At 39.9% G+C, this 26,631-nt stretch carries 32 protein-coding genes; 10 read left to right on the forward strand and 22 right to left on the reverse strand.

The window, feature by feature from the left end; translation table 11 throughout:
- Nucleotides 1-2: 2 nt before the first annotated feature.
- The 12 genes from BDD43_RS10175 to BDD43_RS10230 all read right to left on the reverse strand — a co-directional run bounded on the left by BDD43_RS10175 (nucleotide 3) and on the right by BDD43_RS10230 (nucleotide 12,148).
- Nucleotides 3-1,175 carry a glycosyltransferase family 4 protein gene (locus BDD43_RS10175; protein WP_121197571.1) on the reverse strand — a complete coding sequence of 391 codons (1,173 nt, stop codon included), beginning with the start codon at nucleotides 1,173-1,175 and terminating at the stop codon, nucleotides 3-5.
- A 678-nt stretch (nucleotides 1,176-1,853) separates the two neighbouring features.
- Nucleotides 1,854-2,534 (reverse strand): GNAT family N-acetyltransferase, encoded by a 681-nt coding sequence (locus tag BDD43_RS10180; RefSeq protein WP_121197572.1) that lies wholly within the window; start codon nucleotides 2,532-2,534, stop codon nucleotides 1,854-1,856.
- 144 nt (nucleotides 2,535-2,678) lie between these two features.
- Complete coding sequence (locus BDD43_RS10185) at nucleotides 2,679-4,220, reverse strand: ATP-binding protein (RefSeq protein WP_121197573.1); 1,542 nt, start codon at nucleotides 4,218-4,220, stop codon at nucleotides 2,679-2,681.
- 3 nt (nucleotides 4,221-4,223) lie between these two features.
- A complete protein-coding gene (locus BDD43_RS10190; RefSeq protein WP_121197574.1) occupies nucleotides 4,224-5,360 on the reverse strand; it encodes an FIST signal transduction protein in 1,137 nt (378 codons plus the stop codon).
- Nucleotides 5,361-5,648: 288 nt separating this feature from the next.
- Nucleotides 5,649-6,725, reverse strand: coding sequence for an Ldh family oxidoreductase (locus tag BDD43_RS10195; protein WP_121197575.1), 1,077 nt, complete (start codon nucleotides 6,723-6,725; stop codon nucleotides 5,649-5,651).
- 128 nt (nucleotides 6,726-6,853) lie between these two features.
- Complete coding sequence (bshC, locus tag BDD43_RS10200) at nucleotides 6,854-8,461, reverse strand: bacillithiol biosynthesis cysteine-adding enzyme BshC (protein WP_121197576.1); 1,608 nt, start codon at nucleotides 8,459-8,461, stop codon at nucleotides 6,854-6,856.
- Nucleotides 8,462-8,507: 46 nt separating this feature from the next.
- Entirely contained in the window at nucleotides 8,508-9,842 is a 1,335-nt protein-coding gene (gene rimO, locus BDD43_RS10205; RefSeq protein WP_121197577.1) for a 30S ribosomal protein S12 methylthiotransferase RimO, read from the reverse strand.
- 124 nt (nucleotides 9,843-9,966) lie between these two features.
- Nucleotides 9,967-10,932, reverse strand: a complete 966-nt coding sequence (gene ftsY / locus BDD43_RS10210) for a signal recognition particle-docking protein FtsY (protein WP_121197578.1) — start codon at nucleotides 10,930-10,932, stop codon at nucleotides 9,967-9,969.
- Nucleotides 10,933-11,003: 71 nt separating this feature from the next.
- Nucleotides 11,004-11,171, reverse strand: a complete 168-nt coding sequence (locus BDD43_RS10215) for a DUF4295 domain-containing protein (protein WP_121197579.1) — start codon at nucleotides 11,169-11,171, stop codon at nucleotides 11,004-11,006.
- A 113-nt stretch (nucleotides 11,172-11,284) separates the two neighbouring features.
- Complete coding sequence (gene rpmG, locus BDD43_RS10220; RefSeq protein ID WP_121197580.1) at nucleotides 11,285-11,467, reverse strand: 50S ribosomal protein L33; 183 nt, start codon at nucleotides 11,465-11,467, stop codon at nucleotides 11,285-11,287.
- A gap of 112 nt (nucleotides 11,468-11,579) precedes the next feature.
- Entirely contained in the window at nucleotides 11,580-11,813 is a 234-nt protein-coding gene (rpmB, locus tag BDD43_RS10225; RefSeq protein ID WP_008505040.1) for a 50S ribosomal protein L28, read from the reverse strand.
- 110 nt (nucleotides 11,814-11,923) lie between these two features.
- A complete protein-coding gene (locus BDD43_RS10230; RefSeq protein ID WP_121197581.1) occupies nucleotides 11,924-12,148 on the reverse strand; it encodes a hypothetical protein in 225 nt (74 codons plus the stop codon).
- A gap of 47 nt (nucleotides 12,149-12,195) precedes the next feature.
- Here BDD43_RS10230 and BDD43_RS10235 point away from each other — a divergent pair, with 47 nt between their 5' ends.
- Entirely contained in the window at nucleotides 12,196-13,077 is an 882-nt protein-coding gene (locus BDD43_RS10235) for an IS982 family transposase (protein ID WP_121196630.1), read from the forward strand.
- Here the strand turns inward: BDD43_RS10235 and BDD43_RS10240 are convergent.
- On the reverse strand, nucleotides 13,069-13,578 hold the full coding sequence (locus tag BDD43_RS10240; protein WP_121197582.1) for a hypothetical protein: 510 nt from the start codon (nucleotides 13,576-13,578) through the stop codon (nucleotides 13,069-13,071). The genes BDD43_RS10235 and BDD43_RS10240 overlap by 9 nt on opposite strands.
- 97 nt (nucleotides 13,579-13,675) lie before the next feature.
- On the opposite strand from BDD43_RS10240, the gene acs reads away from it, so the two are divergent.
- The 4 genes from acs (at nucleotide 13,676) to BDD43_RS10260 (ending at nucleotide 17,649) form a co-directional block, all read left to right on the forward strand.
- Nucleotides 13,676-15,583 carry an acetate--CoA ligase gene (gene acs, locus BDD43_RS10245; RefSeq protein WP_121197583.1) on the forward strand — a complete coding sequence of 636 codons (1,908 nt, stop codon included), beginning with the start codon at nucleotides 13,676-13,678 and terminating at the stop codon, nucleotides 15,581-15,583.
- A gap of 15 nt (nucleotides 15,584-15,598) precedes the next feature.
- Nucleotides 15,599-15,943 carry a hypothetical protein gene (locus BDD43_RS10250; protein ID WP_121197584.1) on the forward strand — a complete coding sequence of 115 codons (345 nt, stop codon included), beginning with the start codon at nucleotides 15,599-15,601 and terminating at the stop codon, nucleotides 15,941-15,943.
- A gap of 83 nt (nucleotides 15,944-16,026) precedes the next feature.
- A complete protein-coding gene (locus BDD43_RS10255; protein WP_147425606.1) occupies nucleotides 16,027-17,388 on the forward strand; it encodes a hypothetical protein in 1,362 nt (453 codons plus the stop codon).
- A gap of 75 nt (nucleotides 17,389-17,463) precedes the next feature.
- Entirely contained in the window at nucleotides 17,464-17,649 is a 186-nt protein-coding gene (locus tag BDD43_RS10260; RefSeq protein WP_121197586.1) for a CsbD family protein, read from the forward strand.
- Between the two features lie 36 nt (nucleotides 17,650-17,685).
- Here the strand turns inward: BDD43_RS10260 and BDD43_RS10265 are convergent, their stop codons facing one another.
- On the reverse strand, nucleotides 17,686-18,240 hold the full coding sequence (locus BDD43_RS10265; RefSeq protein ID WP_121197587.1) for a Uma2 family endonuclease: 555 nt from the start codon (nucleotides 18,238-18,240) through the stop codon (nucleotides 17,686-17,688).
- Nucleotides 18,241-18,358: 118 nt separating this feature from the next.
- Between BDD43_RS10265 and surE the strand changes: the two genes are divergently transcribed.
- Complete coding sequence (surE, locus tag BDD43_RS10270) at nucleotides 18,359-19,132, forward strand: 5'/3'-nucleotidase SurE (protein ID WP_121197588.1); 774 nt, start codon at nucleotides 18,359-18,361, stop codon at nucleotides 19,130-19,132.
- Nucleotides 19,133-19,207: 75 nt separating this feature from the next.
- Here the strand turns inward: surE and BDD43_RS10275 are convergent, their stop codons facing one another.
- Nucleotides 19,208-19,720, reverse strand: coding sequence for a hypothetical protein (locus tag BDD43_RS10275; RefSeq protein ID WP_121197589.1), 513 nt, complete (start codon nucleotides 19,718-19,720; stop codon nucleotides 19,208-19,210).
- A gap of 525 nt (nucleotides 19,721-20,245) precedes the next feature.
- On the opposite strand from BDD43_RS10275, the gene BDD43_RS10280 reads away from it, so the two are divergent.
- Together BDD43_RS10280 and BDD43_RS29975 are read left to right on the forward strand one after the other, a co-directional pair.
- Nucleotides 20,246-20,692: a hypothetical protein gene (locus BDD43_RS10280; protein ID WP_121197590.1), complete on the forward strand. Its 447-nt coding sequence runs from the start codon at nucleotides 20,246-20,248 to the stop codon at nucleotides 20,690-20,692.
- Between the two features lie 140 nt (nucleotides 20,693-20,832).
- Nucleotides 20,833-20,994, forward strand: a complete 162-nt coding sequence (locus BDD43_RS29975) for a hypothetical protein (RefSeq protein WP_162847025.1) — start codon at nucleotides 20,833-20,835, stop codon at nucleotides 20,992-20,994.
- Between the two features lie 95 nt (nucleotides 20,995-21,089).
- On the opposite strand, the gene BDD43_RS29980 is transcribed toward BDD43_RS29975, so the two are convergent.
- The 4 genes from BDD43_RS29980 to BDD43_RS10290 form a co-directional block, all read right to left on the reverse strand.
- Nucleotides 21,090-21,227: a hypothetical protein gene (locus tag BDD43_RS29980; RefSeq protein ID WP_162847026.1), complete on the reverse strand. Its 138-nt coding sequence runs from the start codon at nucleotides 21,225-21,227 to the stop codon at nucleotides 21,090-21,092.
- A gap of 13 nt (nucleotides 21,228-21,240) precedes the next feature.
- Complete coding sequence (locus tag BDD43_RS10285; protein WP_121197591.1) at nucleotides 21,241-22,161, reverse strand: IS1595 family transposase; 921 nt, start codon at nucleotides 22,159-22,161, stop codon at nucleotides 21,241-21,243.
- Nucleotides 22,162-22,203: 42 nt separating this feature from the next.
- The gene (locus tag BDD43_RS29985) at nucleotides 22,204-22,374 is read right to left on the reverse strand and encodes a hypothetical protein (protein WP_162847027.1); all 171 of its coding nucleotides are present in this window, start codon (nucleotides 22,372-22,374) and stop codon (nucleotides 22,204-22,206) included.
- A 221-nt stretch (nucleotides 22,375-22,595) separates the two neighbouring features.
- On the reverse strand, nucleotides 22,596-23,159 hold the full coding sequence (locus BDD43_RS10290) for a hypothetical protein (RefSeq protein WP_121197592.1): 564 nt from the start codon (nucleotides 23,157-23,159) through the stop codon (nucleotides 22,596-22,598).
- A gap of 152 nt (nucleotides 23,160-23,311) precedes the next feature.
- Between BDD43_RS10290 and BDD43_RS10295 the strand changes: the two genes are divergently transcribed.
- Nucleotides 23,312-23,566 (forward strand): hypothetical protein, encoded by a 255-nt coding sequence (locus tag BDD43_RS10295; RefSeq protein WP_121197593.1) that lies wholly within the window; start codon nucleotides 23,312-23,314, stop codon nucleotides 23,564-23,566.
- Between the two features lies 1 nt (nucleotide 23,567).
- Nucleotides 23,568-24,680, forward strand: coding sequence for a lipid-A-disaccharide synthase (lpxB, locus tag BDD43_RS10300; protein ID WP_121197594.1), 1,113 nt, complete (start codon nucleotides 23,568-23,570; stop codon nucleotides 24,678-24,680).
- An 80-nt stretch (nucleotides 24,681-24,760) separates the two neighbouring features.
- On the opposite strand, the gene BDD43_RS29990 is transcribed toward lpxB, so the two are convergent.
- The 3 genes from BDD43_RS29990 to BDD43_RS10310 all read right to left on the reverse strand — a co-directional run bounded on the left by BDD43_RS29990 (nucleotide 24,761) and on the right by BDD43_RS10310 (nucleotide 26,622).
- The gene (locus BDD43_RS29990) at nucleotides 24,761-24,916 is read right to left on the reverse strand and encodes a hypothetical protein (RefSeq protein WP_162847028.1); all 156 of its coding nucleotides are present in this window, start codon (nucleotides 24,914-24,916) and stop codon (nucleotides 24,761-24,763) included.
- Between the two features lie 32 nt (nucleotides 24,917-24,948).
- Entirely contained in the window at nucleotides 24,949-25,131 is a 183-nt protein-coding gene (locus tag BDD43_RS10305; protein ID WP_121197595.1) for a hypothetical protein, read from the reverse strand.
- Between the two features lie 327 nt (nucleotides 25,132-25,458).
- Nucleotides 25,459-26,622 (reverse strand): ATP-binding protein, encoded by a 1,164-nt coding sequence (locus BDD43_RS10310; RefSeq protein ID WP_121197596.1) that lies wholly within the window; start codon nucleotides 26,620-26,622, stop codon nucleotides 25,459-25,461.
- Nucleotides 26,623-26,631: the final 9 nt, after the last annotated feature.

Here is a 26,631-nt window from a genome sequence, read left to right on the forward strand (position 1 = left end):
GACTAGGCTAAGTTAGTATTAAACACTGATATCTCTTTATTAAGATACGAGTTTCCAAACAATTGTATCAAATTTGCGTATGGTTGTGCGCGCTCGCCTTTAAATAAATTTGTAAACTGCAAGCTAAACAGTGCCGGGTTAAATAAAGTAGCCTGTTTTAAACATGCCGCCGATACCCTGTTATATAAGCTTTGGTTGGTTTTTAACTCTAACAAGGCTTTTTCAATTGTAGTTATATCTGCACCATCAACAACTAAACCGTGTTTACCGGTGCTAATTAGTTCTTTTAACCCGCCGGCCGTTGGCACAATTACGGGCATGCCAAAATACATAGCCTCAAGTACGTTTACATCGGCAGATGCACTATGCTCGCTTGCCGGCGAAGGGTTAATAAAAATATTGGCACGTTTGTAAAACTCGGGCCGGTTATTATCTTCTATAAACACGTTTAAATTAGCCGGCCTTGCGCTTGATAGCATGTACGATAATGCATTTTCGGTAGTATCGGTTAGCAGCAACTCAAAATCAATGAGCGGCATCCTACAGGCTAATTCGAAATAATTATTAATGCTCTGCTTTGCATGCGAGGCACTAATCATTAACGCGGTAAATTTTTTTGTTGGATTGGTATTGCGTAGTTGAGCACTTTGTTGTATAAACTCGGTTGTGGGCGTGTTGTATATAATGGCTTGTTTTTGGTTGTTTTTTAAACCAAGCTGATCTTTAGATGCAGCCGACGCAAATATAACTTGGTTGGCGGTTTTATTAATAACGTGCTTTAAAAACAAGCTAAACAAACGGGGCTGTTGTTTAGCATTATCAATGTGCCAAATTAATTTCGCCTTTTTAATTTTGGCAGCAAACCCCGGCATAACCGAATAGATAGAGTTGATGTAAACTACATCTCCGGGTTGAGCCATTTTAATAATCTTAAAAAATAATTTTATCTGTGTTTTAAAAATAGCGTATATACTTGGTGAGGGGTTAAACTCATCATTGTTTTTTAAAATGAGGGCGTCAACTCCTTTTAAATCACTTAGCTGTGCGGCTTGTGAGGCCGTGGTTATGGTTTTAACGTTAAAGCCTGTATTTACTAACGCCGCTACCGATTGTTTAAAAACTCCGAAGCTTTGGCTTTTACTACTCAACATTTGTACAGCTATTATATTTTTCATGCTACCGTTGTTTTATGGTGATGTTTTTAGGTATACCATTGCTGTGCCATTAATTAAGGTGTTGGTTTTTAGATGGTTAAATTTGGTTCTGAAATAAAGTTTTCCAAAAAATGGAAAATAGTCCATTGGTTGGATTGCTCAAACTAAAGAAACGGACGTTTAAATGCGGTGGAAAAGGGCCCGGCGGGGAAGGTTGATTATGCAGCTCTTTTAAAGAATTTTAAGGGCTGTTTGCACGTAAAAAATAGAGTGTGGTATTCCATATAACGGATTTTATTCCGTTATATGGAATTAATTGAAAATGACAATTAATTAATTGCTTGATAAACAGGTAGTTAATTAATTGGCATTGAAATGGTATAAGGCATCATATCTTAAACATTAAAACTTAAAACTCAACTATGAAAACCTTAGGTATAATATTAGCAGCTTTAGCAATTTTTTGTATCACAACCGCAACCGCAGTAGGAATGGGTATTATATAATTGTTAAAGTGGCCAATAGTTGATAAACATTAATTCCCTCAATTAATAACTATATACTGATTAAACCAGCCGTCTTCAATAAAATGAAGGCGGTTTTTTTATGATAGGTATATTTTAAATGCGGCTTGTAACAAATTGGATGTTTTCTGTTTAATATTTAAATCGCTTTATTGGCATAGCGATGTTTAATGGTTTAGGCATTTTTTGCCACATAAAAATAAATGTTGCGGCGGGTTTTAAATCCTAAGCTTTGGTAAACTTTAATAGCGCGGTAATTGTCGTCCCGCACATGTAAAAACGGTATATCGCCCGCCATCTTAATCCGCTTAATTTGATGAAGCAACAATTGCCTGGCATAGCCCCGCCCCAAATAATCGGGGTGTGTGCAAACGGCACTTATTTCGGCATAGCCAAAAACGTGTAAGCGTTGCCCTGCCATGGCAACCAATTGTTGGCCGTTAAAAATGCCAAAATAATGGCCAAACTCAATTGTTCGCTCGGCAAAGGGGCCCGGGTTGGTTAATTTTGTTAAACCGAGCATTTGTGGAACATCCTTTTGTGTTAGGGGCACTAATGGTAACGAAACCTGTTCCGGCTCGTTTACATCGTTATACACCATTTGTTGCCCCGCGATAAATTGCAACACTTGCCATGGGGCCGGAATTGTAATTTGCTCGGGTGTAACAAAAAGCGTAGCCCCGGTTTGCGGTATCAGGTTATAAATGGTTTGAAAGTTGGCAACGTTATTTTCTTTTAAGGCGGCAAAAGGCGATACTGCTTTGTCGAAGTATTTGGCTACGTCGGCCCCATTTGCCAAGTGCTTGTTGCCAGATACCAGCGCATTCCAGGCCGGGTTATCTAAAACATGGTACATGATAGTTATTTACTTTTAAGGCGGTAAATGGCTTTGTGTAAGCCCAATAAACTATAACGCTTAATTTAAGTGGGTTGCCTTAATGGTATTTTAAAATAGATTTTGGGGCTACAATAAATGCATTGGTTATTACATTTTATGCTTTTAACGGCTTGCAGCTAAATTATTAAGTTTTGAGTAATTGTGTATTTTTTTATAAAGCTCGTCGGGGTTAAAGGGCTTGCTCAAATAATCGTTCATGCCAACAACAAAGGCCTGATCTTTAATATCCAACATTGCCGATGCCGTGAGGGCTATAATTGGTAAATTTTTAAACTTTTCATCGGGCAGGTTTCTTATAGCAACCGTGGTTTGGTAACCATCCAGTTCGGGCATTTGCAGGTCCATCAGTACCATGTCATAGTTGTTGGTTTGTACCAGTGTTAACGCTATTTCACCGTTTTCGGCTACGTCGCACTCTACATCCCACAGTTTCATGTATTGTTTGGCCAATATTACGTTAATCTGGTTGTCTTCGGCTATTAAAAGTTTAACGCCCTTTAAACTTTTGGTTTCTATCTGTAACGGACTTTTTATGTCGTTTACAAACTGCACGTTGCTGTTTTTAAGCTTTATGCTGAAATAAAACGTAGAGCCAACACCCACTTCGCTTTTTACCTTAATTTCGCTGCCCATTAGCTCGAGCAATTTTTTGGTAATGGTAAGGCCTAAACCAGTACCGCCATATTTGCGGGTAGTATCGGCGGCAGCCTGGGTAAAACTATCAAAAATATGTTCGAGCTTATCGGCCGGAATGCCAATACCGGTATCTGATATTTCAAAATCAATAATGGTTTCGGTAGCCGTTTTCTTATTAAACGATGCCAAAATAGTAACTCTACCAATTTTGGTAAACTTAATGGCATTGCTTATTAAATTGGTTAATATTTGACCCAGCCTAACGGGGTCGCCTTTAACGGCGCCAGGCATATCGTCGTCAATTAAAAGCTTAAGTTGTATATCTTTTTCATTCGCTTTTTGCAATAGGGCCAGGCGTATGTTACTTACCAGTTCGCGTATGCTAAAGTCGGCATCTTCAAATTCAACTTTACCGGCTTCTATTTTGCTAAAATCCAAAATATCATTAATAAGCACTAAAAGGTTCTCGGCCGAAAACTTTAAAAGTTTAAGGTACTCCATTTGGTCGGGCCGGGGCTCAAGCTGTAGCAGCAAATGTGTAAAGCCAATTACTGCATTCATCGGTGTTCTTATCTCATGGCTCATGGTTGATAAGAATTGCGATTTGGTAAGTGCAGCTTTTTCGGCTATTTCTTTAGACAGAATAAGCTGTGTTTCTAACTCCTTTGCCTTGCTAACCTGTTGGTGCAGGTATTGTATAATATGTACCAGATCGTAATCCGAATTTAACAAATCGGGAACAGATTGGGGCGAAAGCGAACTGATTGCCTTTTTTATTTCGGAGATGGATTTTTGCTTAATCTCATTCTCTTTTTGCAGGTTATGGTTAAGTTCCTGATATTCTTTTTCGCTGATGTTAAATGCGTGTTCGGATATTTTTTTTGCCCTTTCAAAACCGTGGTATGAGGTGCTCACCTTATCCAGAAAGTTAGCTATAACTTCGTCTTTAAGATATTCTTCGGGAAGTAATTTTTCTATCTGCTTGTTTAAAATACTGTGATATTCCATTCCTTATACTTCAGTAAACGTGGTAATGGTCATGGTTTGGTTGTGCAGTTCGCATTGGCTGCCAACATTAAACGGCGAAATTTCGCCATACGAGTAAAAGCCGGTTATGGTGGTTTTTTCACCCAATATTGATCGGGCGGCTTCAACTTCTTCGTCTATACGTTCCTGCAAAATAAGCTTACGGCCAACACAGCTTACTAATATAGTTAACCCCGGCCGGTGCGTTTTAATGCTTGTAAAGGAATTTGTGGCCGCTGTAGATGAAGCTTCAATTATTTTATCAAAGTCGGCCTTCATCAGGCGTACCTTGCTGCCTTCGGGAAGGTTGCCGGCAAAGGTCATTGATTTTTCGTCTTCGTTAATACTTAATATAGTGCGCACCAGGTTTTTGTCCGATCCGTTTACTTTGATAGAAAGCGGGAACAATAAAGCCGAGCCCGGAAGTTCGCTCACATAATCGCCCAGGTATTGTTTGTAAAGGTCTAAAGCGTTTTTACCATCAATTTCGTACAATACGTTTTTGTCGGATTTTGTTATCACACGTTCTTGTCCAAATTCGTCCCATCCGCCAAACGAGCCGTGGCCTATAAGCATATCGTTTCCGTAAAAACCTATTGCTATAACATTGCCCTGGGTTGGTACATTGTTTAGGCCGGTAAAAGTTTTTTCAAATCTTGCAGCATCGCCAGCCAGGCCTCCTGTTATTGGTATATGGCGGTTGTTGTTTTTATTAAAACCTGCCACCAGTTCGGTTCCGTTTATAAATGTTCCGTCGGATATAATGAAGATACATTTTAAATCATCTGCTGCTAATTGGCTCATTAAATACAAACCGGTTTCAAAACTATTGCTTTGTTGGTTAATATTTGTTTCAATGCATTTAATAACCGTTTTTTCAAATTCAATAGCTGTTACAACTACACTATTATCATATACGGCATCGTTAATAATTTCGCCGGCAGTTGATGAGAAAACTATGTTGGCGTTTGGATAGGTTGACTTTAGAAATATATTAACTTCGGGATTTACAATACAGTCCGACGAGCCAAATGCAAGTACCAATTGGCATTTTTCAGCGTTTATTTCCGACGGTTGATTTTTCCACTTACCATTTAAAAAATGATGCTGATTGGTTTTCATATAGGGGCCTACACGCAGGTGTTAAATTAATAGGATAGCTAAGTTAGTAATTTATTGTAAATCCGTTAATTATTATTAAATAAACTCACTAAAACTAAATACGCAAAACATGAAACCCTGGTTTTGCAGCCTAATGAATTTTAACCCTGGTAAGAAAAGCCAAAACAAAAGTGCGGACAATGAAAAAGTATAGTGCAAAAATGGGGAGGAGGAAGCTCGTAAATTATGAATTACCGTGTTTTTAAGCTGTAAGTGCTTTTTGCTCGCAATTGCATTTTTGGAAATAGACTAATGCAACATTTCAATTCCAAACCTTAAAGCCAACTCATTTAAATCTTTAACAACGGCATCTACTAAGGGTATTCCGGTTATAGTCCGTTCTTGTTCTGCTTCAAATTCGGGTTCGCCGGGAATAATTACGCCTTGGTTTGGATCAATTTTTTGCGCCGACTTAAAGCGATTGACCCAGTTATCCATATGGGTTTTAAATTCATCAACCGGGCGGAAACCATCAACCCGCATTGCACCCAAAAAGTGCCCGATGCCTAAACCAACGGGATCGGTAGGGGGATCTAAAAACGATACAAACGGCGGCACCCAGGGCCCGTAGTTGGCACCCGATAATACGGCAGACAGTATATCAACGGTAGCACTCAAACCAAAACCTTTGTGGCTGCCATGTTCGCGGTCGCTGCCAAGCGGCAGGAGTGAGCCACCGTTTTTTAGGGCGTGTGGGTCGGTAGTGAAGTTGCCGTCGCTATCTTGTATCCAGCCTTCGGGTACAGATTTGCCTGCGCGCTGGGCTATCTCCAGTTTGCCGTTTGCTGCTGCCGATGTTGCCATATCAACCACAACGGGCGGGTAATTAGCTGCCGGGAAAGCGTAGCACATGGGGTTGGTACCCAACATGCGCTCATTGCTAAATGTTGGTGCTACAAGCGGACTGGCGTTAGTCATGGCGAAGCCTATCATATCCCGTTCAACGGCCATTAGGGCGTGATAACCCGAAATGCCAAAGTGGTTGGAGTTACGTACCGATACCCATCCCGAGCCATATTTTTCGGCTTTTTCGATAGCTATCTGCATGGCGAAAGGGGCTACAACCAAGCCTAAACCGGCGTCGCCATCAACCGTGGCGGTAGTTGGTGTTTGATGAACTATTGTGATATTGGGCGTTGGGTTTATCCGTTTTTTATCCCAAAGCAATACGTAGCCGCTTAAACGGGCCACGCCGTGCGAATCAATACCCCGCATATCCGACCGTATCAAAACATCGGCAGCCAGGTGCGCATGTTCAACGCTGCAGCCCATAGCCAGGAATATGTTTTGGGTAAATGTGCGGAGGGTGGATTGGGGAACTATCATGAAGCAAAGTTTATTATTTGTTTACGTTATTGCGCGTTACGAAGCAACCGCACGGAGACGATATTCGCTCTGCATAGTGGTTAGGCTTACGTGCGGTTGCCACGCTATCGCTCGCAATGACATTGATTTTAATTATTCTCCGTCAACACTGTAAATTTAAACGTTAACGGTTCAAATTTTTCAATCAGTTCGTCAATTAATTTTTGGCCGAATTTTACATAAAACAAGCCGAAATTTTCGTTACGTTCCTGCAAACCGCCGCCGGGGAACAGGTCGGTTTTGATGTGATCTATTTGGATGAGGCGGGTGCTGTAGTTTCGCTTTTCGGCTTTAATTATTTTACGTTCCAGGTTATCAATAGCGTGTTTAAGCCTTGCTTGTATAGCCTGTGTTGATGGGGCCAGGGTAGGGTCTATTTTAAAGGAACGCAGTTTAAGTTTCTCAAAAACACATTGCAATTCGCGCCATTCTTCCTGCAAGGTTAAATCGTTTTGGCTGTGTTGTTTTACCCATTGGGTTTTTAACTCTTCGGCGCTTTTAAATATATCGGTAGTTTTAAAACCCAGTTTGGTTATTTTATCGGCAGTTTGATTGTTTACAATTAACCCCGAATTACGCAGAATAATGATTGGAAAATCGACCCCGTAAAAATCAAAGTTGCTTTTTAGCTCAAACCAATAGGCCAGTTCGCCGCCGCCGCCAATATAGGCCAGGTTGGGCAGTATTACTTCCTGGTAAAGCGGGCGCATGGCTACGTTGGGGCTAAACCTTTCGGGATGCTGGTTTATTTCCGCGCGAAGTTCGGCTTCGGTAAATTGAATATCCGAGTTAAGTACATGGTATGCGCCATGCTCAAAAACAATACGTTCGCGTAAGCCATCAATCAGGTAAAAAAAGTTGATTTCGCGCGGGTTAACCTGTATATGTACACCCAGCTTTTGCAGGGCGTTATTAGTTTCAATTATATTTTTAAAACTATGCTGGCCAACAATATCCTGCTCCATAATAGGCGCAAACAGTTGCTTTAAGCGCGAATTATCGGCATCAATAATTACTAAACCGTAGTGGGCAAACAGGGCGTTTACCATGTAACGGGTAGCATTGGCAAGGCTGGTAAATTTGCTGTAAGCAGTTTCAACTATCTCGGCAAGCTCGGGCGCATGGTTTTCCATACCCAAAACGCCTTTGTATTGGTTTAACGCTTCGCGGATGGTTTTGGTGCTTAACCTGCCGGTTGCCCCGGCAGCGTCCAGGTTCCACTGTATTTTTTTTCCGCCGGCGCTGGTGTGGTTTATTTCGGCAAAATCATGATCCTCAGTTGCCATCCAATAAACGGGAACAAAGTTTTTATCAGGAAACTGTGCCTTTAACTGGCTGCACAATTTAATTGCCGAAGCTATTTTGAAGATAAAGTAAAACGGACCGGTGAAAATATTAAGCTGGTGCCCGGTGGTAATGGTAAAGGTATTGTGGTGGCGTAGTAACTCAATATTTGCTGATACGAAATCCGAGATCGAAAATCCGGCATCCGAAATTGAAGCATATTGTTCCGTTAAAACATTGGCTAAAACCTGTCTGCCTGCGGTGGGTTTTTTGTTTTGGATGAGTTGTGTAAACCCATCCATATTGGGGCGGTAATTGTAAAATGGCTTTAAAGCGGCGTCGTTATCCAGGTAACTGATGATAGTTTTGGAGAAGTAACCGGTGTTAGCATAGTTGATACAATTGGCGTCCATTTGGTCAAAAGTAAAAGCAATAAGTAAATTAGCCCTACGGAATAAATTATTTTACAATTTGTCCATAAAGATCAAAATCTTCGGCGGTATCAATTTTTACGTTTACAAAACTGCCTACGGTTGCGTAGTGTTTGCTGGCATCAATCAATACTTCGTTATCAACTTCGGGCGAATCATATTCGGTACGGCCAACAAAGTAATTGCCTTCTTTTTTATCAATCAGCACTTTATAGGTTTTACCAATACGCTCCTGGTTTTTATCGAAGGAAATGCCCTGCTGAATTTCCATTACGGCATCGGCACGCTCTTGCTTTACTTCGTCGGGCACATCATCAACCAGTTGGTGGGCGTGTGTTTTTTCTTCGTGCGAATAGGTGAAGCAACCCAAACGATCAAAACGGGTTTCTTCAACCCAATCCATCATTTCTTCAAAATCCTGCTGGGTTTCGCCGGGGTAACCGGTTATTAGCGTGGTGCGAAAAGCAATATCGGGTACTTTATCGCGAATGGCGTTAACAATATCAATAGTTTTTTGCTTGGTGATGCCACGGCGCATTGATTTGAGCATATTATCGCTAATGTGCTGCAAGGGCATATCCATGTAATTACAGATGTTGCTGCGTTCGTTCATCACATCTAAAACCTCCATCGGGAAGCCCGAAGGGTAGGCGTATTGCAAGCGTATCCATTCGATACCGTTTACATCAGATAAGCGGCGCAATAGCTCGTCGAGGTTGCGTTTGCCGTACAAATCTAAACCGTAGTAGGTTAAATCCTGAGCAATTACAACCAACTCTTTGGTGCCGTTGCGGGCCAGGTTTTCGGCATCCTTAACCAATTGTTCCATTGGGGTTGATAGGTGCTTGCCACGCATTAACGGTATAGCGCAAAACGAGCAGGGGCGGTTACAACCCTCGGATATTTTAAAATAGGCGAAGTGAGATGGCGTGGTTAATAAACGCTCGCCTATTAATTCGTACTTGTAGTTGGCGCCTATACTTTGCAATAAGTTTTGCAAATCGTTTGTGCCAAAATACGCATCTACGTTGGTAATTTCGGCCTCAAGCTCGGGTTTGTAACGCTCGGATAAACACCCGGTAACGATAACTTTGCCAACCTTGCCCTGTTCTTTCAATTCGCTATACTGGAGGATGGTGTCAATTGATTCTTGCTTGGCATTATCAATAAAACCACAGGTGTTGATAACAATAATATCATCACTATTTACTTTATCGCTTTCGTGTACCACATCAAAGCTGTTGCCACGCAACTGCCCCATTAGTATTTCGGAATCGTAGGTGTTTTTTGAGCAGCCGAGGGTAACCACGTTTACACGAGGCTTCTTAATGGGAAACGGCTGGATTATATTCTTCGTCTTCATTTGTTTTTTCTACTACGTCATTGCGAGCGATAGCGTGGCAACCGCATACTTTACAGGGCGGCTATGCTTCCGTGCGGTTGCTTCGTTCCTCGCAATGACACGTGGGAACGAAGGCTTTTTTGTATTAACTTTTAAACAAAGAATCTACAAATCCCTTTCTGTCAAACAATTGCAAATCATTTACGGCTTCGCCAACGCCAATGTATTTAACGGGTATTTTAAACTGATCGGATATGCCTATTACAACGCCGCCTTTGGCTGTACCGTCTAATTTGGTTAATGCCAGGGCGTTAACATCTGTTGCCTGTGTAAATTGTTTGCATTGCTCAATGGCGTTTTGCCCGGTTGAGGCATCTAATACCAACAAAATTTCGTGCGGTGCATTGGGTATTACCTTTTGCATTACACTTTTTATTTTGGTAAGCTCGTTCATGAGGTTTACCTTGTTGTGCAAACGGCCTGCGGTATCAATTATTACCACATCATCGTTATTGGCTACTGCCGATTTAAGGGTATCAAAGGCTACGGAAGCCGGGTCGGACCCCATGGGTTGTGCCACAACGCGCACGCCAACGCGCGCTCCCCAAAGTTTAATCTGGTCTACCGCTGCGGCCCTAAAGGTATCGGCGGCACCAAGCACCACGCTGTTGCCGGCTTGTTTTAATTTATGGGCCAATTTGCCAATTGTGGTGGTTTTACCCACGCCGTTAACGCCAACCACCATAATAACATAAGGTTTATGGGCACCGTACTCAAAACTTTGAAAATCGTTGCTGTTGTTTTCGGCTAATAAGAGTTGGATTTCTTCGCGGAGCAGGTTTTGCAATTCGGCGGTACCCAGGTATTTATCGCGGGCAACGCGGGCCTGTATGCGGTCGATAATTTTCAAGGTTGTGGCTACGCCCACGTCGGATGTTACCAGTATCTCTTCCAGTTCGTCCAACACATCATCGTCAACGGTGGTTTTACCGGCAACGGCTTTGGTGATTTTGGAAAAGAAGTTCTCCTTGGTTTTTTCTAAACCGGTATCAAGTGCTTCCTGCTCTTGCGGGGTGCTCTCCTTTTTCTTGAAAAAATCGAATAATCCCATCGAAATTATAATTAACAAAAAAAGCCCTCCCGGTTAAAACGGAACGGCTTTTATATTTTGGTTATAAAATATTATTGACCTTTTGTGCCTGCAATAATTGCATCTTTAACGCCATCGTTATGTACAATTATTTCTTTAAATGAGTAAGCACCTGTTTTAGGTGATTTAGCCATTGTGATAACCTTTGAATATTCTTTACCCTTACCAGTGTTTAGGGTTGCAACTACTTTCTTTGCCATGTCTTGTTGTGGTTATTAAGTGTATTGAGTTATTAAGTTAATTGTTATTGGATGGTATGGTTAGGTGTTACTAATAACTCAATAACCTATTAACCCAATAACTAAACCCCAAATTACTTGATCTCTTTATGAACAGTAACTTTACGTAAAACCGGGTTGAATTTTTTTAATTCTAAACGCTCAGTTGTATTTTTTTTGTTCTTGGTAGTGATGTAACGAGACATACCAGGTAAACCGCTGGTTTTGTGCTCTGTACACTCTAATATTACCTGAACTCTGCTGCCTTTTTTTGCCATTGCTTTGTTGGTTATTGAGTTATAGGTTATTGAGTTATTGTTTAAAAGGGTTATTCTTAGCGTAATTTTTATAATTACTTAATAACCATTAACCAATAACTTAAACCAAATGTTATATGTATCCTTTTTTTACAAATTTATTGATGCAAGCAGTTATACCGTTCTTGCTGATGGTTTTAATAGCAGCAGTGGATACTTTTAAAGTAATCCATTTATCTTCTTCTGGTATATAAAACTTTTTTGTTTGCAGGTTAGGATAAAATCTACGTTTTGTTTTAACGTTTGAGTTAGAAACGTTGAACCCATTCATTGAGCCCTTTCCTGTTAAATCACAAATTCTTGACATGACTGATCAATTTTTAATAAATCCCTTTTTTGAAAGAGTTTGCAAATATCAGGAATTTAGGTGAATAAGACAATAGTGTTTTCAAAAATAATTTAAAAAAGATTGAAGGTTTAGTAATAGGTGATTTTGCGGGTGATGGTATCGTTTAAAAAGTTGACAGCTTTTAACCAATTAAGTTTGGAATCAAATGCGATATACCGGGTGGTGTCTTTTCCTGGAGTCTTGAAATTAGTGCGCCATGTAGTCATAGATTGCTCAACACCTACGCAGATTTGATTTTTGTTATAAAAATATTTGTACTTAACCCGTAGTGCATTATAAAGAAAGTTGTTCATTTCGCCAATAAATGGTATATTGTATTGACTGACAATCAATTACAAACATGAACAACTTGATTCAAAATTACACTTTTATTTTAGAAGAGTTTAGGAAACTGTCAATAAAAGAGGACTTTTATTACAAACCAGTAAGGCCAAGACTGTCTGATTTAGAGTTAATTACGTTAAATTTGACCGCTGAATATTGTGGAATAGATTCTGAATATCAGTTATTTAGAAACCTGAAAGGTACCCCGCTTGATATCTTGATCGAACGAAGTGTTTACAATAAGAGAAAAAGAAAATTGTTCCCGCACATAAATGAGGTGAGAAAAAAGCTTGTTCAGAAACTGAACGCTGTCCAGGACTGTTTCATTGTCGATTCAATGCCTTTAGAGGTATGTAAAAATGCCCGTGCAGCAAGAAGTAAAATCTGCAAAGAACAGGAATACGCTTTTCCAAACCATGGTTTTTGTGCTGCGCAAAGTTCGAGGTATTATGGATACAAACTGCATGCAGTTTGTTCAGTAGATGGTGTTTTTGAGAACTTTGACCTAAGCCCTGCTTCCGTACATGACATACATTACCTGAAAGATATACAACAACAAATGACTGATTGCGTGCTACTTGGAGACAAAGGCTATTTGTCCGCAGAGGTACAGGTCAATCTTTTTGAATCTGTAAACATTAGATTGGAAACCCCGATGAGAAACAATCAAAAGAAATTCAAACCGTATCCATACCTATTCAAAAAATCAAGGAAAAGGATTGAAACGCTATTTTCGCAACTGTGCGATCAGTTTATGATCAGAAGAAATTATGCCAAAACTTTTGAGGGGTTTAAGACAAGGACGTTAAGTAAAATAACTGCCCTGACCACCATTCAATACCTCAACAAATTTATCTTTAAAAGGAACATGAATCACATTAAAATAAATTTAGTCTGATAATGCACTACGGGTGTACTTAAATATCCATAGCGGTTTTTTCTCAAAATATTGCTGATGCTCAATTAGGTTATTCGCATTATCATAGGAAAAACGATCTGGATATTGAGGCGGGTTATTTGTATTGCCTATGTATTGAGTCATATGTTCCAAATCATCATACGTGTAAACTTCTCTTATTTGCTTACCACTATCTACATATGAGCCAATTGCTTTTGTTTTCTTGCCATTATTATACTCGGTTTTATATTTAGTAGAGTCAGTGCCATTTTTAAATAAATCTTCTATGATGATTAAATCCCCTTTGCTGTCAAATGTGTAAGCAAAAAAGGGTATCATTTGATTATTAGCAAACCTTTTCTCAGTTAATTTTTTAACCCTACCATTAAGTTTTTCAACCTGCCCATAACCGTAAAGCCATGTAATGACAGGCTCTTGTTTTTTGGGTGTACATGAGGCCAGTAAAATAATTGAAAACAGGATAGATTTATTGAAAGACATATCTGTAAAATGTAATATAAACTTACTAAATTTTCATTAATCTAAAGTTGTAATAGGGATTTTTACTAATTTAACCGCTCCAAATATACCTATACCAATGAATCTGAAAATATCATCGTTTGCCGAGTACAACGAAGTGTATAAACAAAGTGTTGAACAGCCCGAACAATTTTGGGATGGCATTGCCGAAAATTTTTTATGGCGCAAAAAATGGGATAAAACCCTGGAGTGGAACTTTAAGGAACCCAAAATAAAGTGGTTTCAGGGTGCCAAATTAAACATTACCGAAAACTGCCTTGACAGGCACCTGGAAAAAAATGGCGATACGCCTGCCATCATCTGGGAACCAAACGACCCTACCGAAGATCACCGCGTTTTAACTTACCGCCAGCTACATGGTAAGGTTTGCCAGTTTGCCAATGTGCTTAAAAACAACGGCGTAAAAAAGGGCGACCGCGTTTGTATCTACATGCCTATGTTGCCCGAACTTGCCATTGCCGTGCTGGCCTGTGCCCGTTTGGGAGCTATACATTCGGTGGTATTTGGTGGTTTTTCGGCACAATCTATTGCGGATAGAATTATTGATGCGCAATGCGAAGTGGTGATAACTGCCGATGGCAGCTATCGCGGCACCAAGGAGGTACCATTGAAAAACGTGATTGACGATGCTCTGGTGCAATGCCCGTCGGTTAAACGGGTTATTGTTTTAACCCGCAGTCGCACCCCGGTAGCCATGATAAAGGGCCGCGATGTATGGTGGGAAGATGAAGTTAAAAAAGTAGAAACACAAGGCAACCCCGATTGCCCGGCGGAAGAAATGGATGCCGAAGACATGCTGTTTATTTTATATACCTCCGGCTCAACCGGTAAACCCAAGGGTGTTGTGCATACCTGCGGTGGTTATATGGTTTATACGGGCTATACGTTTGCCAATGTTTTTCAGTACAACCCGGGCGAGGTTTATTTTTGTACCGCCGATATTGGCTGGATAACCGGCCACTCGTATATTGTTTACGGGCCGCTATCGCAAGGGGCAACTACGCTGATGTTTGAGGGTATACCAACCTGGCCGGACGCCGGTCGTTTTTGGGATATTGTTGATAAGCACAAAGTAAATATATTATATACTGCGCCAACGGCCATACGGTCGTTAATGAGTTTTGGTGAAGAGCCTTTAAAGGGTAAAGACCTGAGTTCGTTAAAGAAACTGGGTTCGGTAGGCGAGCCGATAAACGAGGAAGCCTGGCACTGGTTTGACGAAAAAATTGGCAAAGGCAACTGCCCTATAGTTGATACCTGGTGGCAAACCGAAAACGGCGGTTTAATGATATCGCCCATAGCGGGTATAACGCCTACTAAACCAGGCTATGCCACTTTACCTTTACCTGGTGTGCAACCCGTGCTGGTTGATGAGCAGGGAAATATTATTGAAGGCAACGGCGTTAGCGGTAACTTATGTATCAAGTTTCCGTGGCCGGGAATGCTAAGAACTACCTATGGCGACCATGAACGTTGCCGCCAAACTTATTTTGCCACTTATGCCGATATGTATTTTACCGGCGACGGTTGCCTGCGCGACGAAGATGGTTATTACCGTATTACAGGCCGTGTTGACGACGTGCTAAATGTATCGGGCCACCGAATTGGTACTGCCGAGGTGGAGAATGCCATTAACATGCACTCAACGGTTGTAGAATCGGCAGTGGTTGGCTACCCGCACGATATTAAGGGCCAGGGTGTTTATGCTTTTGTGGTTAGCCCCAATATTCATGACAATGCCGACCTTACCCGTAAGGATATTATGATGACGGTACAGCGCATTATAGGCGCCATTGCCAAGCCCGATAAAATTCAGTTTGTGAGCGGTTTGCCAAAAACGCGATCGGGTAAAATTATGCGCCGCATATTGCGAAAAATAGCCGAGGGTGATACTTCGAACTTGGGCGATACGTCTACATTGTTAGATCCGGGTGTTGTGGATGAGATAAAGAATGGGGCTTTGTAAGTTTTGGTATTTGATATGGAAATGACTATACTTTACAGACCGGTTGGCCCGAAGGAATTGGCTTTGATTGAACAATCGGAGTATAGAAGGTTCCCGAAGCGGTTGGCAGAACAGCCTATTTTTTATCCGGTTATGAACGAAGAATATGCTATTCAGATCGCCCGCGACTGGAACGTACCTGCATCCGGTTCGGGCTTTGTCACCAAATTTTCCGTTTTGTCTGAATATTTAAAAAAATTCAGGGTTGAAAATGTAGGCGGTGTAATTCACAACGAATTATGGGTTCCGGCAGAGGAGCTGGAAGAGTTTAACGATAATATAGTTGGAGTTATAGAAGTTACGAAGAGTTTTTATGCCTAATGATTTGCAATAACCAGAATTTAGAAAGGGCGATGGCATCCAAACCATCGCCTTTTTATTATATTTATGTTTCATACTGGAAAATGAAATTACTGATAACTAAGGCATGCATAATTATTTTGTTGTTCGCATTTACATCGGCTGTTGCGCAGCAAAAGAGCCTGCAATTGCCCACTGGAAACGATGTTAATGCAGTTATTGATAAAATAAGAGATAACAAAGCTATAAGTGCCGATTCGGCCTTTCAGGCATTATCGCAATGGTCGGATTATCCGGTTATACAAAAAACCGGGTACGATTATCTTTATTATTTCAGCGATCCTTTTTATGGTGTTGTGCCTGTTCGCGTTTATGTGCCGGTTAATTACAATCGTTCGCGTAAATCAGTTTGTGTATTGCTTTTGCATGGTGGTACTGGTGGATCAAAGTTTGCGGATATTGACAGCTTAAATAAGTTTGATGATGATATTCTTTTTTCGTCCTTAAAAAAACAGGATTATATCATTATCCGCCCGGTTGCCGAAAACAAAAAGAAATTTAACTGGAGTGTGAATATGTTTAGTGGGCAGGATAAAAATGCAACTAATCTAACTTTTCAAACTTTAACCAATATTGTTATATCGATAAAAAAGGTACTGAATATTGACGATAATAAAGTATTTGCGATGGGGCATTCGGATGGGTCTGATGGTGCAATAGGCTTAGGTGTTTATTCACCCAATTTATTTGCGGCGTATGTAGCTTATAATTCTATGTTTACCAATATTTTCGCTCGCGATTTTTATATCCGAAACATTTTAAATGTGCCATTATATACAGTCCATTCTGATTTAGATGATTTGAGGCCCATCCAACAAACGCGAATTATAATTGATGAATTGAGTAAAACAAGCGGTAATATTCTTTATAAAGAGTACATCGGCTATCAGCATTATGATAAACATTTAGATAAGGATTTACCCTTTACGCCTTTATTTATTAATAGCACGAGCCGTAACCCCTTTCAAACCCTACTGATGTGGGAAACTTACAGGCCCGATATTTATAATATGTGCCGATGGTTAAAAATTACAGGTGTAGATACTGCCAGTGTTGTTTCTGACTGGTATAGGCCGCTAAATTTTAAAAGCTATGATAAAAGGTCGAAACAATATTTTAAAGATCGGGAATACTATTATAAATTGAATAAATGTTCGGCAATTAAAGCTTCATACAATAATAATGTGTTTAACATACAATCGTACAGAGTTAAAAAATTAGTTATTTCTGTTAACCCGGTTATGGTTAATTTGGAGCAGCCTGTAATTGTAAATTTAAATGGAAAAAAGGTTTTTGAGGGTAAGATTACGGCCGATAAACGATTTTTGACCGAAAGTTTTAAAATTGATTTTGACAGAGGCAATATTTGTGTAAACGAAATAAGGATAAAGACGGGCAAGGAGTAAAAAATATTTTGTGAGCTGCTTATAAAACCAATTTTATTTTATGATGTTGTTTAACTACATCTAAAAATAGAAATCATGGATAAGTTAGAAATTAAAGGAAAGTGGAACGAGATAAAAGGAAAAGTTAAACAAGCCTATGGCGATTTAACCGAAGACGACCTGACCCACGAAGAAGGAAAAGACGATGAACTGTTAGGTAAATTGCAGCAAAAAACCGGCAAAGGCCGCGATGAATTGGTAAGCTGGATAAATAGCTTGTAAAGAGATTATAGTAAAGGCCCTTAATTAGGGTCTTTACTATAATCTAAACAGTTTAGTTAAATCAAAGTTTAAACCAGCAATAATTATTGAATGTAATAATTCGGTTTTGAAAGCCTTTTGATGAAGCTTATACTCATTATTTTCTAAGGCGTAAAGTTCAGCGCTCATTTCGAGTGGATCGATAATGATATATTCCTTCACACCATATTTTTGATATGCATCTTTCTTCTGGCGGAGATCGTAATAAGCGTTTGACGGTGAAAGGATCTCAATTACCAGATCAGGTACACCCTCTATTTTTAATTTAACTATTTCCTCTTTTCGCTCAGGGCTTACATAAACAACATCCGGTTGAAAAACGTTATTCTCATCAAATACTACATCAACGGTACCGCCAACGTAACCATTTATATCGTTTTGGTCTAAAAAATTGAGCATTAATTGCGCAATACGCAAAACAAGGGCCTGATGTAATGAATTAGGAGATGGTGACATAATTAAATCGTTTTCAATTAACTGAAAAGGTGCACCCTCCTCCAATAGCAGGTAGTCTTCAATGGTATATTTCTTTTTCTTTTCAGTGGTAAGCATAAACCAAATTTAGCTAAAAATAGCCTGAAATAAAAGCATCAAAAAGTATTGAGCATTGTTTCATTGTCCATTAAAAAAGCAATTAAATAAATGAAATATAACTAATTTCGCAACCAATATGAAAACCTCAAAACCTACTATACTTGTTGTTAATGATGATGGCATTACTGCGCCGGGTATTAAAGTGCTGGTGGATGTAATGCGCGAGATTGGCCATGTGGTAGTGGTTGCGCCGGATAGTCCGCAGAGTGGGATGGGGCATGCTATTACCATTGGTAAACCCTTGCGTTTGGATAAGGTTGATATTTACGAAGGTGTTGAAATGTACAAATGCAGCGGCACGCCTGTTGATTGTGTGAAGCTTGCTGTTACCAAAATATTTAAAGGTAAAAAGCCCGATTTATGCGTATCGGGCATTAATCATGGGTTAAATAACTCCATTAATGTGTTGTACTCGGGCACTATGTCGGCAGCGGTTGAGGGGGCCATTGAGCGCATACCATCAATAGGTTTTTCGCTGGATGATTATACCTGGGATGCCGATTTTAGCCATTGTGCAAAATACATTAAGCAAATAGCTTTGCAGGTTTTACAAAACGGTTTACAGGAGGGTACTTTGCTTAACGTAAACTTCCCCAACGGGGCACATATTAAGGGTATTAAAATTTGCCGCCAGGCCAATGCCAAATGGGCAGAGGAATTTGACGAGCGCCTGGACCCCTACAAGCGCAAATATTACTGGCTATCGGGCGTGTTTCAAAATAATGATTTGGGCGAGGATACCGATGTTTGGGCTCTGGAGCACAACTATGTATCGATAGTGCCCGTTCAGTTTGATCTTACCGCCCACCATGCTATACCCGTTTTAAATAGCTGGAAATTTGACGTTTAACCTGTTGGCCATGTGCCATTGCGGCGGGCATATAGCCGCGCCGCAATGGTTTTATGTTTCGCTATAGCTGCAATATTATTCTTTAAAACCGGTAAGGTTAAAATCTATTCCGGCGGGGTTGCCCTTCATTTTACACAATAGCGGGAAGTTGGGGTTGTTTAATATCCATACTTCAACCTTGCCGTTATCGGTAGTTGCATAAATAACATCGGCTTCTTTGTTGTTAATGAGGTAAGGCGTATCCAGCGGCTTTACAGTGAATTTGGTTTTATTCATGGTGAAGGATTGATCTTTCACCAGGTCGGCTAAAGCGGCCTTGGATATGAACAAAATGGTTTCATCGTCTTTATAAATTGTGGCGCGGTCGCTTTCGGGCACTTTAATGGTCATTTTGGTGCCGCTTTCTAAAGCCTTAACAGGTATTAAAAAACTGCCGTTGCCTAAGCCGGCCACCACCCACTTAAACTTCATCGGGTCGTTTAAAGATACGCTTGTTAACGTTAGCGGTACCTGCTGGCCCATGTTAACAGCTTCGATATTGAAATTGAGTATTGTGCCAATACCCATTTGCGGAATATATTTTGGCATTTATATACAAAGGTAAGGAAAGTTTCACCATGTAAATAAACCCGTTCACCTAATAATTAAATAGTTTCGTGTAATTAAGTTTAACTTTGATTAGTTAATATATTGGCGTGTTTATGATTTTTGTGTTTCAATGGGTGTCCTAACCCTGAGCGGCCGCATTATCGTAACACGCCATATTTTTTATTTTCAAATTTCTTGTTTATTTTTATAGCAAATATTCATGAAATCATAGGCCGCTCAAAATAGGACATTGTAGGCAGAGGTTCATAGAATATGATATTTAAACTCTGACATCTATGAAAATCAAACAACCAGATTAGCCCCAACTAACCACATATTAAACGTATAGTACTACGTTGAGTATTGCTTTCTCAAATTAACGACAGGTAGAAATCACGCAATACAAAGACCTATAGTACGCCGTCATGGCGTGGCTGTAACTTTGTGCGTGATAGGGTGTCGTTACCCGGAGAAAGCCAGAGATATTTACAGTTCACGCCATAATTTTTTCTCCAATAACGACAAATGAAAAGATTGACTACCGGCCCGATAATTCTTATCGCGGCCTTCATATCAGTGTGCATCGTTGCATATGAAAATCACGCTTCACAAGCAAAACAACAAGATATTCCAGTTGCCAATTACACAAACCCGCAGACAGCAATAATACCAGATTCCACTTCGGTGCCGGATACGGCAGAGCGTAACGAAATGGTTGACATTCAAGTTATGTTTGCCAAAAATGGATATCAATACTGTGAGTTTTACGACGAGTATAAGCAGTGGGAAGCACAGGCAAATAAAATGGATGATGAGTACTATCAAGCCCATCCTGATGCTCCGGGTGTTGCTGGAAAAAAGGCAGATAAATGGTTGGATTTAAAAGTTAGCAAATGGCTTAAAAAGCATCATTTGCCCGACAGTTTAGGCAATACAATCGCTTTTTATGGACCAAAGGTATGCAACAATTAAGAAAGCGAAATCGGATATTACGCACAATAAAATATTACCTGCTTTGCTTTTGGTGGTTGATATTTCCGCGTTAAGCACAAATAGCCGATGTTAAGTCGGCTATTTTTTTACATTTGTAGTGCTAACATTAAATGTAAATTATGAAAACTATTAAATTAAAGGATTGGGGCAAAGAAGCCGAAAAAGCAATTGAAGATATTAAAGACAAAAAGCTAAAAGAAATTCAATCTAAGCCTTCGACGAATAATGATTCACCGTCTCTGCGGAATCCACTTCCGGGTCGAAAGGTACCGAAACGGTAAGTTCAAAATTATTGAATCGATCTAACAATACTTGTATTTCATTTGCAATACTTTGAAGTTCTGCAACATTGCTTTCGATTTGTAATTTAGCCATTTTACTTTTTTGGTTTAAATACAGCTTGCAGGGCTTGATGCACAAACTGGTCAAACTGACGGTCGCCGCTGTTAACCTTTGGCGCCGGCGTTGGCTGGTTTGTAGAAGCCCCGGTTTTTACTTGGGTTTCTTTTTTCATTTGTCAGAGTTTTTTAAGCAGCTATCAATTCTTTGTACTTCAAACGAACGTTTCCGATAGATAGTACATTGTTTATCTGCTGCTGTACATCGAAGTTACGATTATTAAATCTAAACTCAAATTCTTTTACATACTTATTTAAATGCCTCGGGCTAACCGATATGTAAGTTCCATTAAGCCCGCGTTTAAAGTGCGACCAGAAATTTTCTACGCGGTTGGTCGTGATATCACCATCTGCATATATCCATTTACCATGATCTATTGAATGGCGGGTGTACATCTTATCTAACGCGTTATAGCCACTCCAATCGTCGGTCATTAAGGTAGATCCCGGCTGAATATTGTATGTTACTATTCGGGCCAGGCTTCTAAATTCCTGACGGCTAATAACCATGGCACGAACCTTACCAGTTTCCCTTTCGTACATACCGAATACTGTGGTTTTATCGGGGAATGTACGACCAGTTAATTCTTTATACTCCATGCGTTTAGCGTAGTGCCTGTTCTTATTTTTGCCACCAACGAACGTTTCATCAATCTCAACGGTTCCTTTCAGGCTTTCTTTGCTATCGTTACTAAAAGCTGCGCGTATGCGCTGTAACATAAACCATGCAGTCTTTTGTGTAACCGATACATCTTTAGCTAACTGAACTGAGCTTATACCTTTCTTGTGCATAACCAGGTAAAGCGCCATTAACCATTTTACAGTAGGCAACTTACTACCTTCCATAAATGTTTTGGTTTTGGCAGTAAACTGCAGATTGCATTTTTTGCACTCATAGCGAATGCCGTCCTTAAATACATAAGCTTGATCGTGGGTGCAATGTGGGCATTCCAATACGCCGGTGTCCCAGCGCTGAGCGGCTAAATATTGGTGGCAATCCTTCTCTGTTTTGAACTTGGTTGCTAACTCAATGATGTTTCTGAAAGTCATGGTGCAAATATAACAAACTGATTATTAATTTGTTATAAAAATTTAAACTTTTTTTGTTGAAACACAGGCCGCGCCGGTAATATGCACGGTCATGGTCGTATTTGCTATGGTACAAATATACAGTTTGTGATAAGTAGACCCTGTTTTAATAAACTCAACCCCACCAAACCAAAAGCTACTTCCGGCATGTACGTACGCTAATACTGTTTCCATGCTCAAAAGTAGCTTTGATTATTGCAGATTTTTTACGGGAACCCGTAAACTGAGAAGTTTTATTTATTCCTTACCTTTGTATATAAATGCCATATATTTTTGCGCCAGCGCGGCATTGCTTAAAACTAAAGCAAGTAATATAAGTAAATGCAGTTTTTTCATGCCTTAAAAGTAAGCATTTAGGCATTAACTACCATTACCGGTTTTAGCGAAAGGATATTTTACCTGATTGATTGTAAGGTAAAGCTTGCGCCAGCGGTGCCGTTTTTGGTTTTGCAAATTAGCGGAAAAGCAGGGTTGTTTAACACCCACATTTCGTTTTTACCATCGGTTGATATGGCGTGCAGCACATCCAGTTCTTTGTTGTCAATTTTTATGGCCGGGGTGGCATCTTTGGTTAAAATATATTTCAGGTTATCAAATTCCATTTCCTGATTTTTGGCTATGCTTTTATAGGCCGATCTGGAAATAAAAACCATCGTTTCCGAGTTTGATAGCTTAGTTGTTTCGTCGGGTTCGGGAGCTTGCAATGTCATTTTGTTGCCGTTTTCTAAACTCTGCGCTGCCATCACATATTGGCCCGAACCGTATTTAGCAACTTCCCAGGTCATTTTTACCGAGTCGCCAATGCTATTTACATTCAGTTGAAACTGGATGCTTTCGCCGTTCATGGATACGGTGTAGGTCATCTCGGTGCCAGCCTCAATTTTCGGAACAAATTTTTGCGCAAAAACAGCACAGCAGCAGCTAACCATAGCTATTAATAACATGATGCTTTTTTTCATGCAGCCAAACTACCTTAGTGCTATTAATTGAAAATTAAAAAACGGTAGTGTTTTAATGAATTTTAGGTGTTTTATGTTAAACTACAGTTTATAATATAATTGCGCTTAGTTTTGCGGTATTTATTACTGTTATTTAAGGCTACTAAAAAGCGATGGCTAAAAAGGTTGAATTTGTAGGCGGTTTAATATCGGGCGTTATTGTGCCGGTTATTACTTATGTTGTTTTTGAAGTTGTATTTAAAGGCCTGGTTTTTTTAAACCGGCCAGCTATTCCTTATTTCATTGCTATAGCTGTTAATTTGTTTATTCTGCGTTATTTTATCCGTAACGATAAAGAAGTTGCCGGGTATGGCTTAATTATCAGCACACTAATTATTGCCTTAATTATATTTAAATTAAAATGTTGATATGCGATATTATTTAGTTGCCGGCGAAGCCTCGGGAGATTTGCATGGCTCAAACCTGATGAAGGGCCTTAAAGAGCGTGATGCTAATTCCGAATTTAGATATTTTGGCGGCAACCTGATGGAGGCCGAGGGCGGCGAGTTGGTAAAGCATTATGCCGATATGGCTTTTATGGGTTTTGTGGAAGTTGCTTTTAACCTGCGCACTATTTTAGGTAACCTTAAAGCCTGTAAGCAGGATATTTTAACATGGCAACCCGATGTTTTGATATTGATTGATTTCCCCGGATTTAATTTAAAGATAGCCCAATTTGCCAAGGCCAATGGTATATTGGTGTGCTACTATATATCGCCCAAGGTTTGGGCCTGGAACCAAAAACGGGTTTTGAAAATAAAACGCGTGGTTGACTATATGTTTTGCATACTGCCCTTTGAGGTTGACTTTTACAAAGGATGGGGAATGAAGGTTGACTATGTGGGCAACCCTTTGCTTGATGCTGTATCGGCATTTAAACCTAATCCGGATTTTATTGACCATTATAAACTGACCGAAAAACCAATTGTAGCACTTTTGCCCGGAAGCCGTAAACAGGAAATTAACTATTTATTGCCGGGCATGGTAGCACTGGCCGGTAAATTTCCGCAATATCAATTTGTTGTAGCGGGTGCGCCATCCTTTAAACCAGATTTTTATGAGCAATTTATAGGCGGGCAGGCTATCCCTGTACTTTTTGATGTTACTTATGATATTTTAAAAAATGCGAAGGCTGCCATTGTAGCATCGGGCACGGCCACGTTGGAAGCCGCCTTATTCCATGTGCCACAGGTGGTTGTGTACAAAGGGCATCCGGTTACTATTGGTATAGCGCGTATGCTTATCAAAATCAGGTTTATATCGCTGGTTAATTTAATTATGGACAGGCTGGTAGTTAAAGAATTGATACAAGGCGACTATAGTGCTGATGCCGCGAATGCCGAACTGGAAATGCTGTTGCATAACACCACTTATCGCGAAAGCATGCTGAAAAATTATACCGAGTTGGACCAACGAATGGGTAAACCCGGCGCGTCGGCAAAAGCAGCCGAGCTTATTGTACAGTACACCACAAAAAAATAAATCCCGGCCTTTCGGGCCAGGATAAACTTTCCATAGGGTAGAGGTGAATGTTAAAATAGGTAGATATATGTATATGATAGTTAGGCAGCGGTTAAACTGCCTTGGTTGAGCCCTGCATTAATTAGCTTTTGTTTTGCGGTTTTAATGGCTTTTAAATCGTCGAGCAAAAGGTTTTTCAACTCGTTGTCAAAACTTGCAACTAATTGGCTTACCGATGTTGTTTTGTAGGTTTTCATAGTGGTGTTTTTAAGGTTGAATGTTTTAATATTTAGCCGTTGTTATTGGTATCGTCTGTGTCGGTTAAATTTTCCTTTTGTCTTTTTGCTTCTTCGTACAGGCGTTTAGCTTGTTCTTTGTCGCGCGCATCGGTTGGTTCTTCCGGGTTTAAAGGATTTTCCCATTCCTTGTCGTCCGTATTTTCAGTTGTTGATTTTTTGGTGACTATCATCATGAATTACTCCTTTGATAGTAGCCTTGCCAATAAAATGCCAAACTTGACAATGCTTGTATTTTTGTTTTAAACAAATACGTAGCAAGCCCTATTGGCGGTTTTATTTGAGAAATTTAATACTAATGAAGCTTATAATGCAAAATACAGTTTGGTAAAAACTACAGGTTGTGGGGAATGGTGGTCAATAGAGATAAAGTTAAGTATTGCACCTAACGGCGCAAAAAAGATTTGGTCCTGATTTCTATCGAGCTATTGCACCTAACGGCGCAGCATTCGGCAAAATCAAATGTGGTAAACAGTCATTCTTCAAAAGGAGGATTAAGAACGTTATGAGTGAATGTTTTGCCAGCTCACAACATTATACTTGGTTCTTTTCTCGTTTTCGCTTCCGCCATAAATAAGCGTTTTGCTTACAGGTGCAGGAGACGCAATTTCTTCAAAGCGATCCATCTCTTTAAATAAAGCGGTACTTATAGTTTTTGTTGCCTTGATCTCGAAAATAGAAAAGCCCTGTCCTTTTTTCATTAACAGATCAACCTCATAGCCATTACTATCCTGCCAGAAATAATAATCATGATGTAGGTATAGATGATGGTTCTGTTTTTGATATTCGGCCAATATCATGTTTTCAAAAATATGGCCTTTCAATCTGTTTTCTTCCAATTCTTCGGCGGTTCGTATCCCCAGTAAATGATTTAATAAACCTGTATCGTAAAAATATAACTTAGGACTTTTAATTAAACGCTTGTTAAAGTTTTGATGATAAGGCTGCAAAAGAAAAATGATATAACTACTTTCCAGTATAGACAACCAGGCTTTGGCTGTATGATGAGATATATCGCATTCGTTAGCCAAAGCACTAAAATTGAGCAATTGCCCGGCTCTGCCCGCACATAAACTTAAAAAAGTGCGAAATAACTTCAAGTCCCTTATATTCATCAGCTCCGTCACGTCCTTTTCTATATAGGTTTGAATATAGTTAGCGTAAAAAATCACGGGGTCTATATCCCTATCAAATATGGCCGGATAGAAGCCTTTTATAGCGGCTTTGCTTGATGAATTTGGTAATATACCAGGCCGTTTTAGTTCGGTAAAATCTAATGGCAGTAATTTAAACAGGGCAACCCTGCCTGCCAAAGTTTGTGTGATGCTATTTAATAAATGAAAATTTTGAGAACCGGATAAGATGTATTGGCCCATTATTTTGGATTCATCAACCCGGCCCTGGATATACGAAAAGAGTTCGGGTACCCGTTGTACTTCGTCTAAAATGACTTTTTGATCGTATTGGTTCAAGAAGCCTATCGGATCATCCAAAGCAAACGAACGCATGTTTGGATTTTCCAGGCTTACATAACGGTAATCGCTAAATAGTTCTTTAAGTAAAGTTGTTTTACCCGATTGTCTTGGCCCGGTAAGTGCCAAAACAGGAAACTTGCTTTTTTGAGCACTAATTATAGGCGCAATTTGCCTCTGAATAAATTTACTCATAAGTTATAA

It is taken from the genome of Mucilaginibacter gracilis (assembly GCF_003633615.1).
GTDB lineage: Bacteria > Bacteroidota > Bacteroidia > Sphingobacteriales > Sphingobacteriaceae > Mucilaginibacter > Mucilaginibacter gracilis.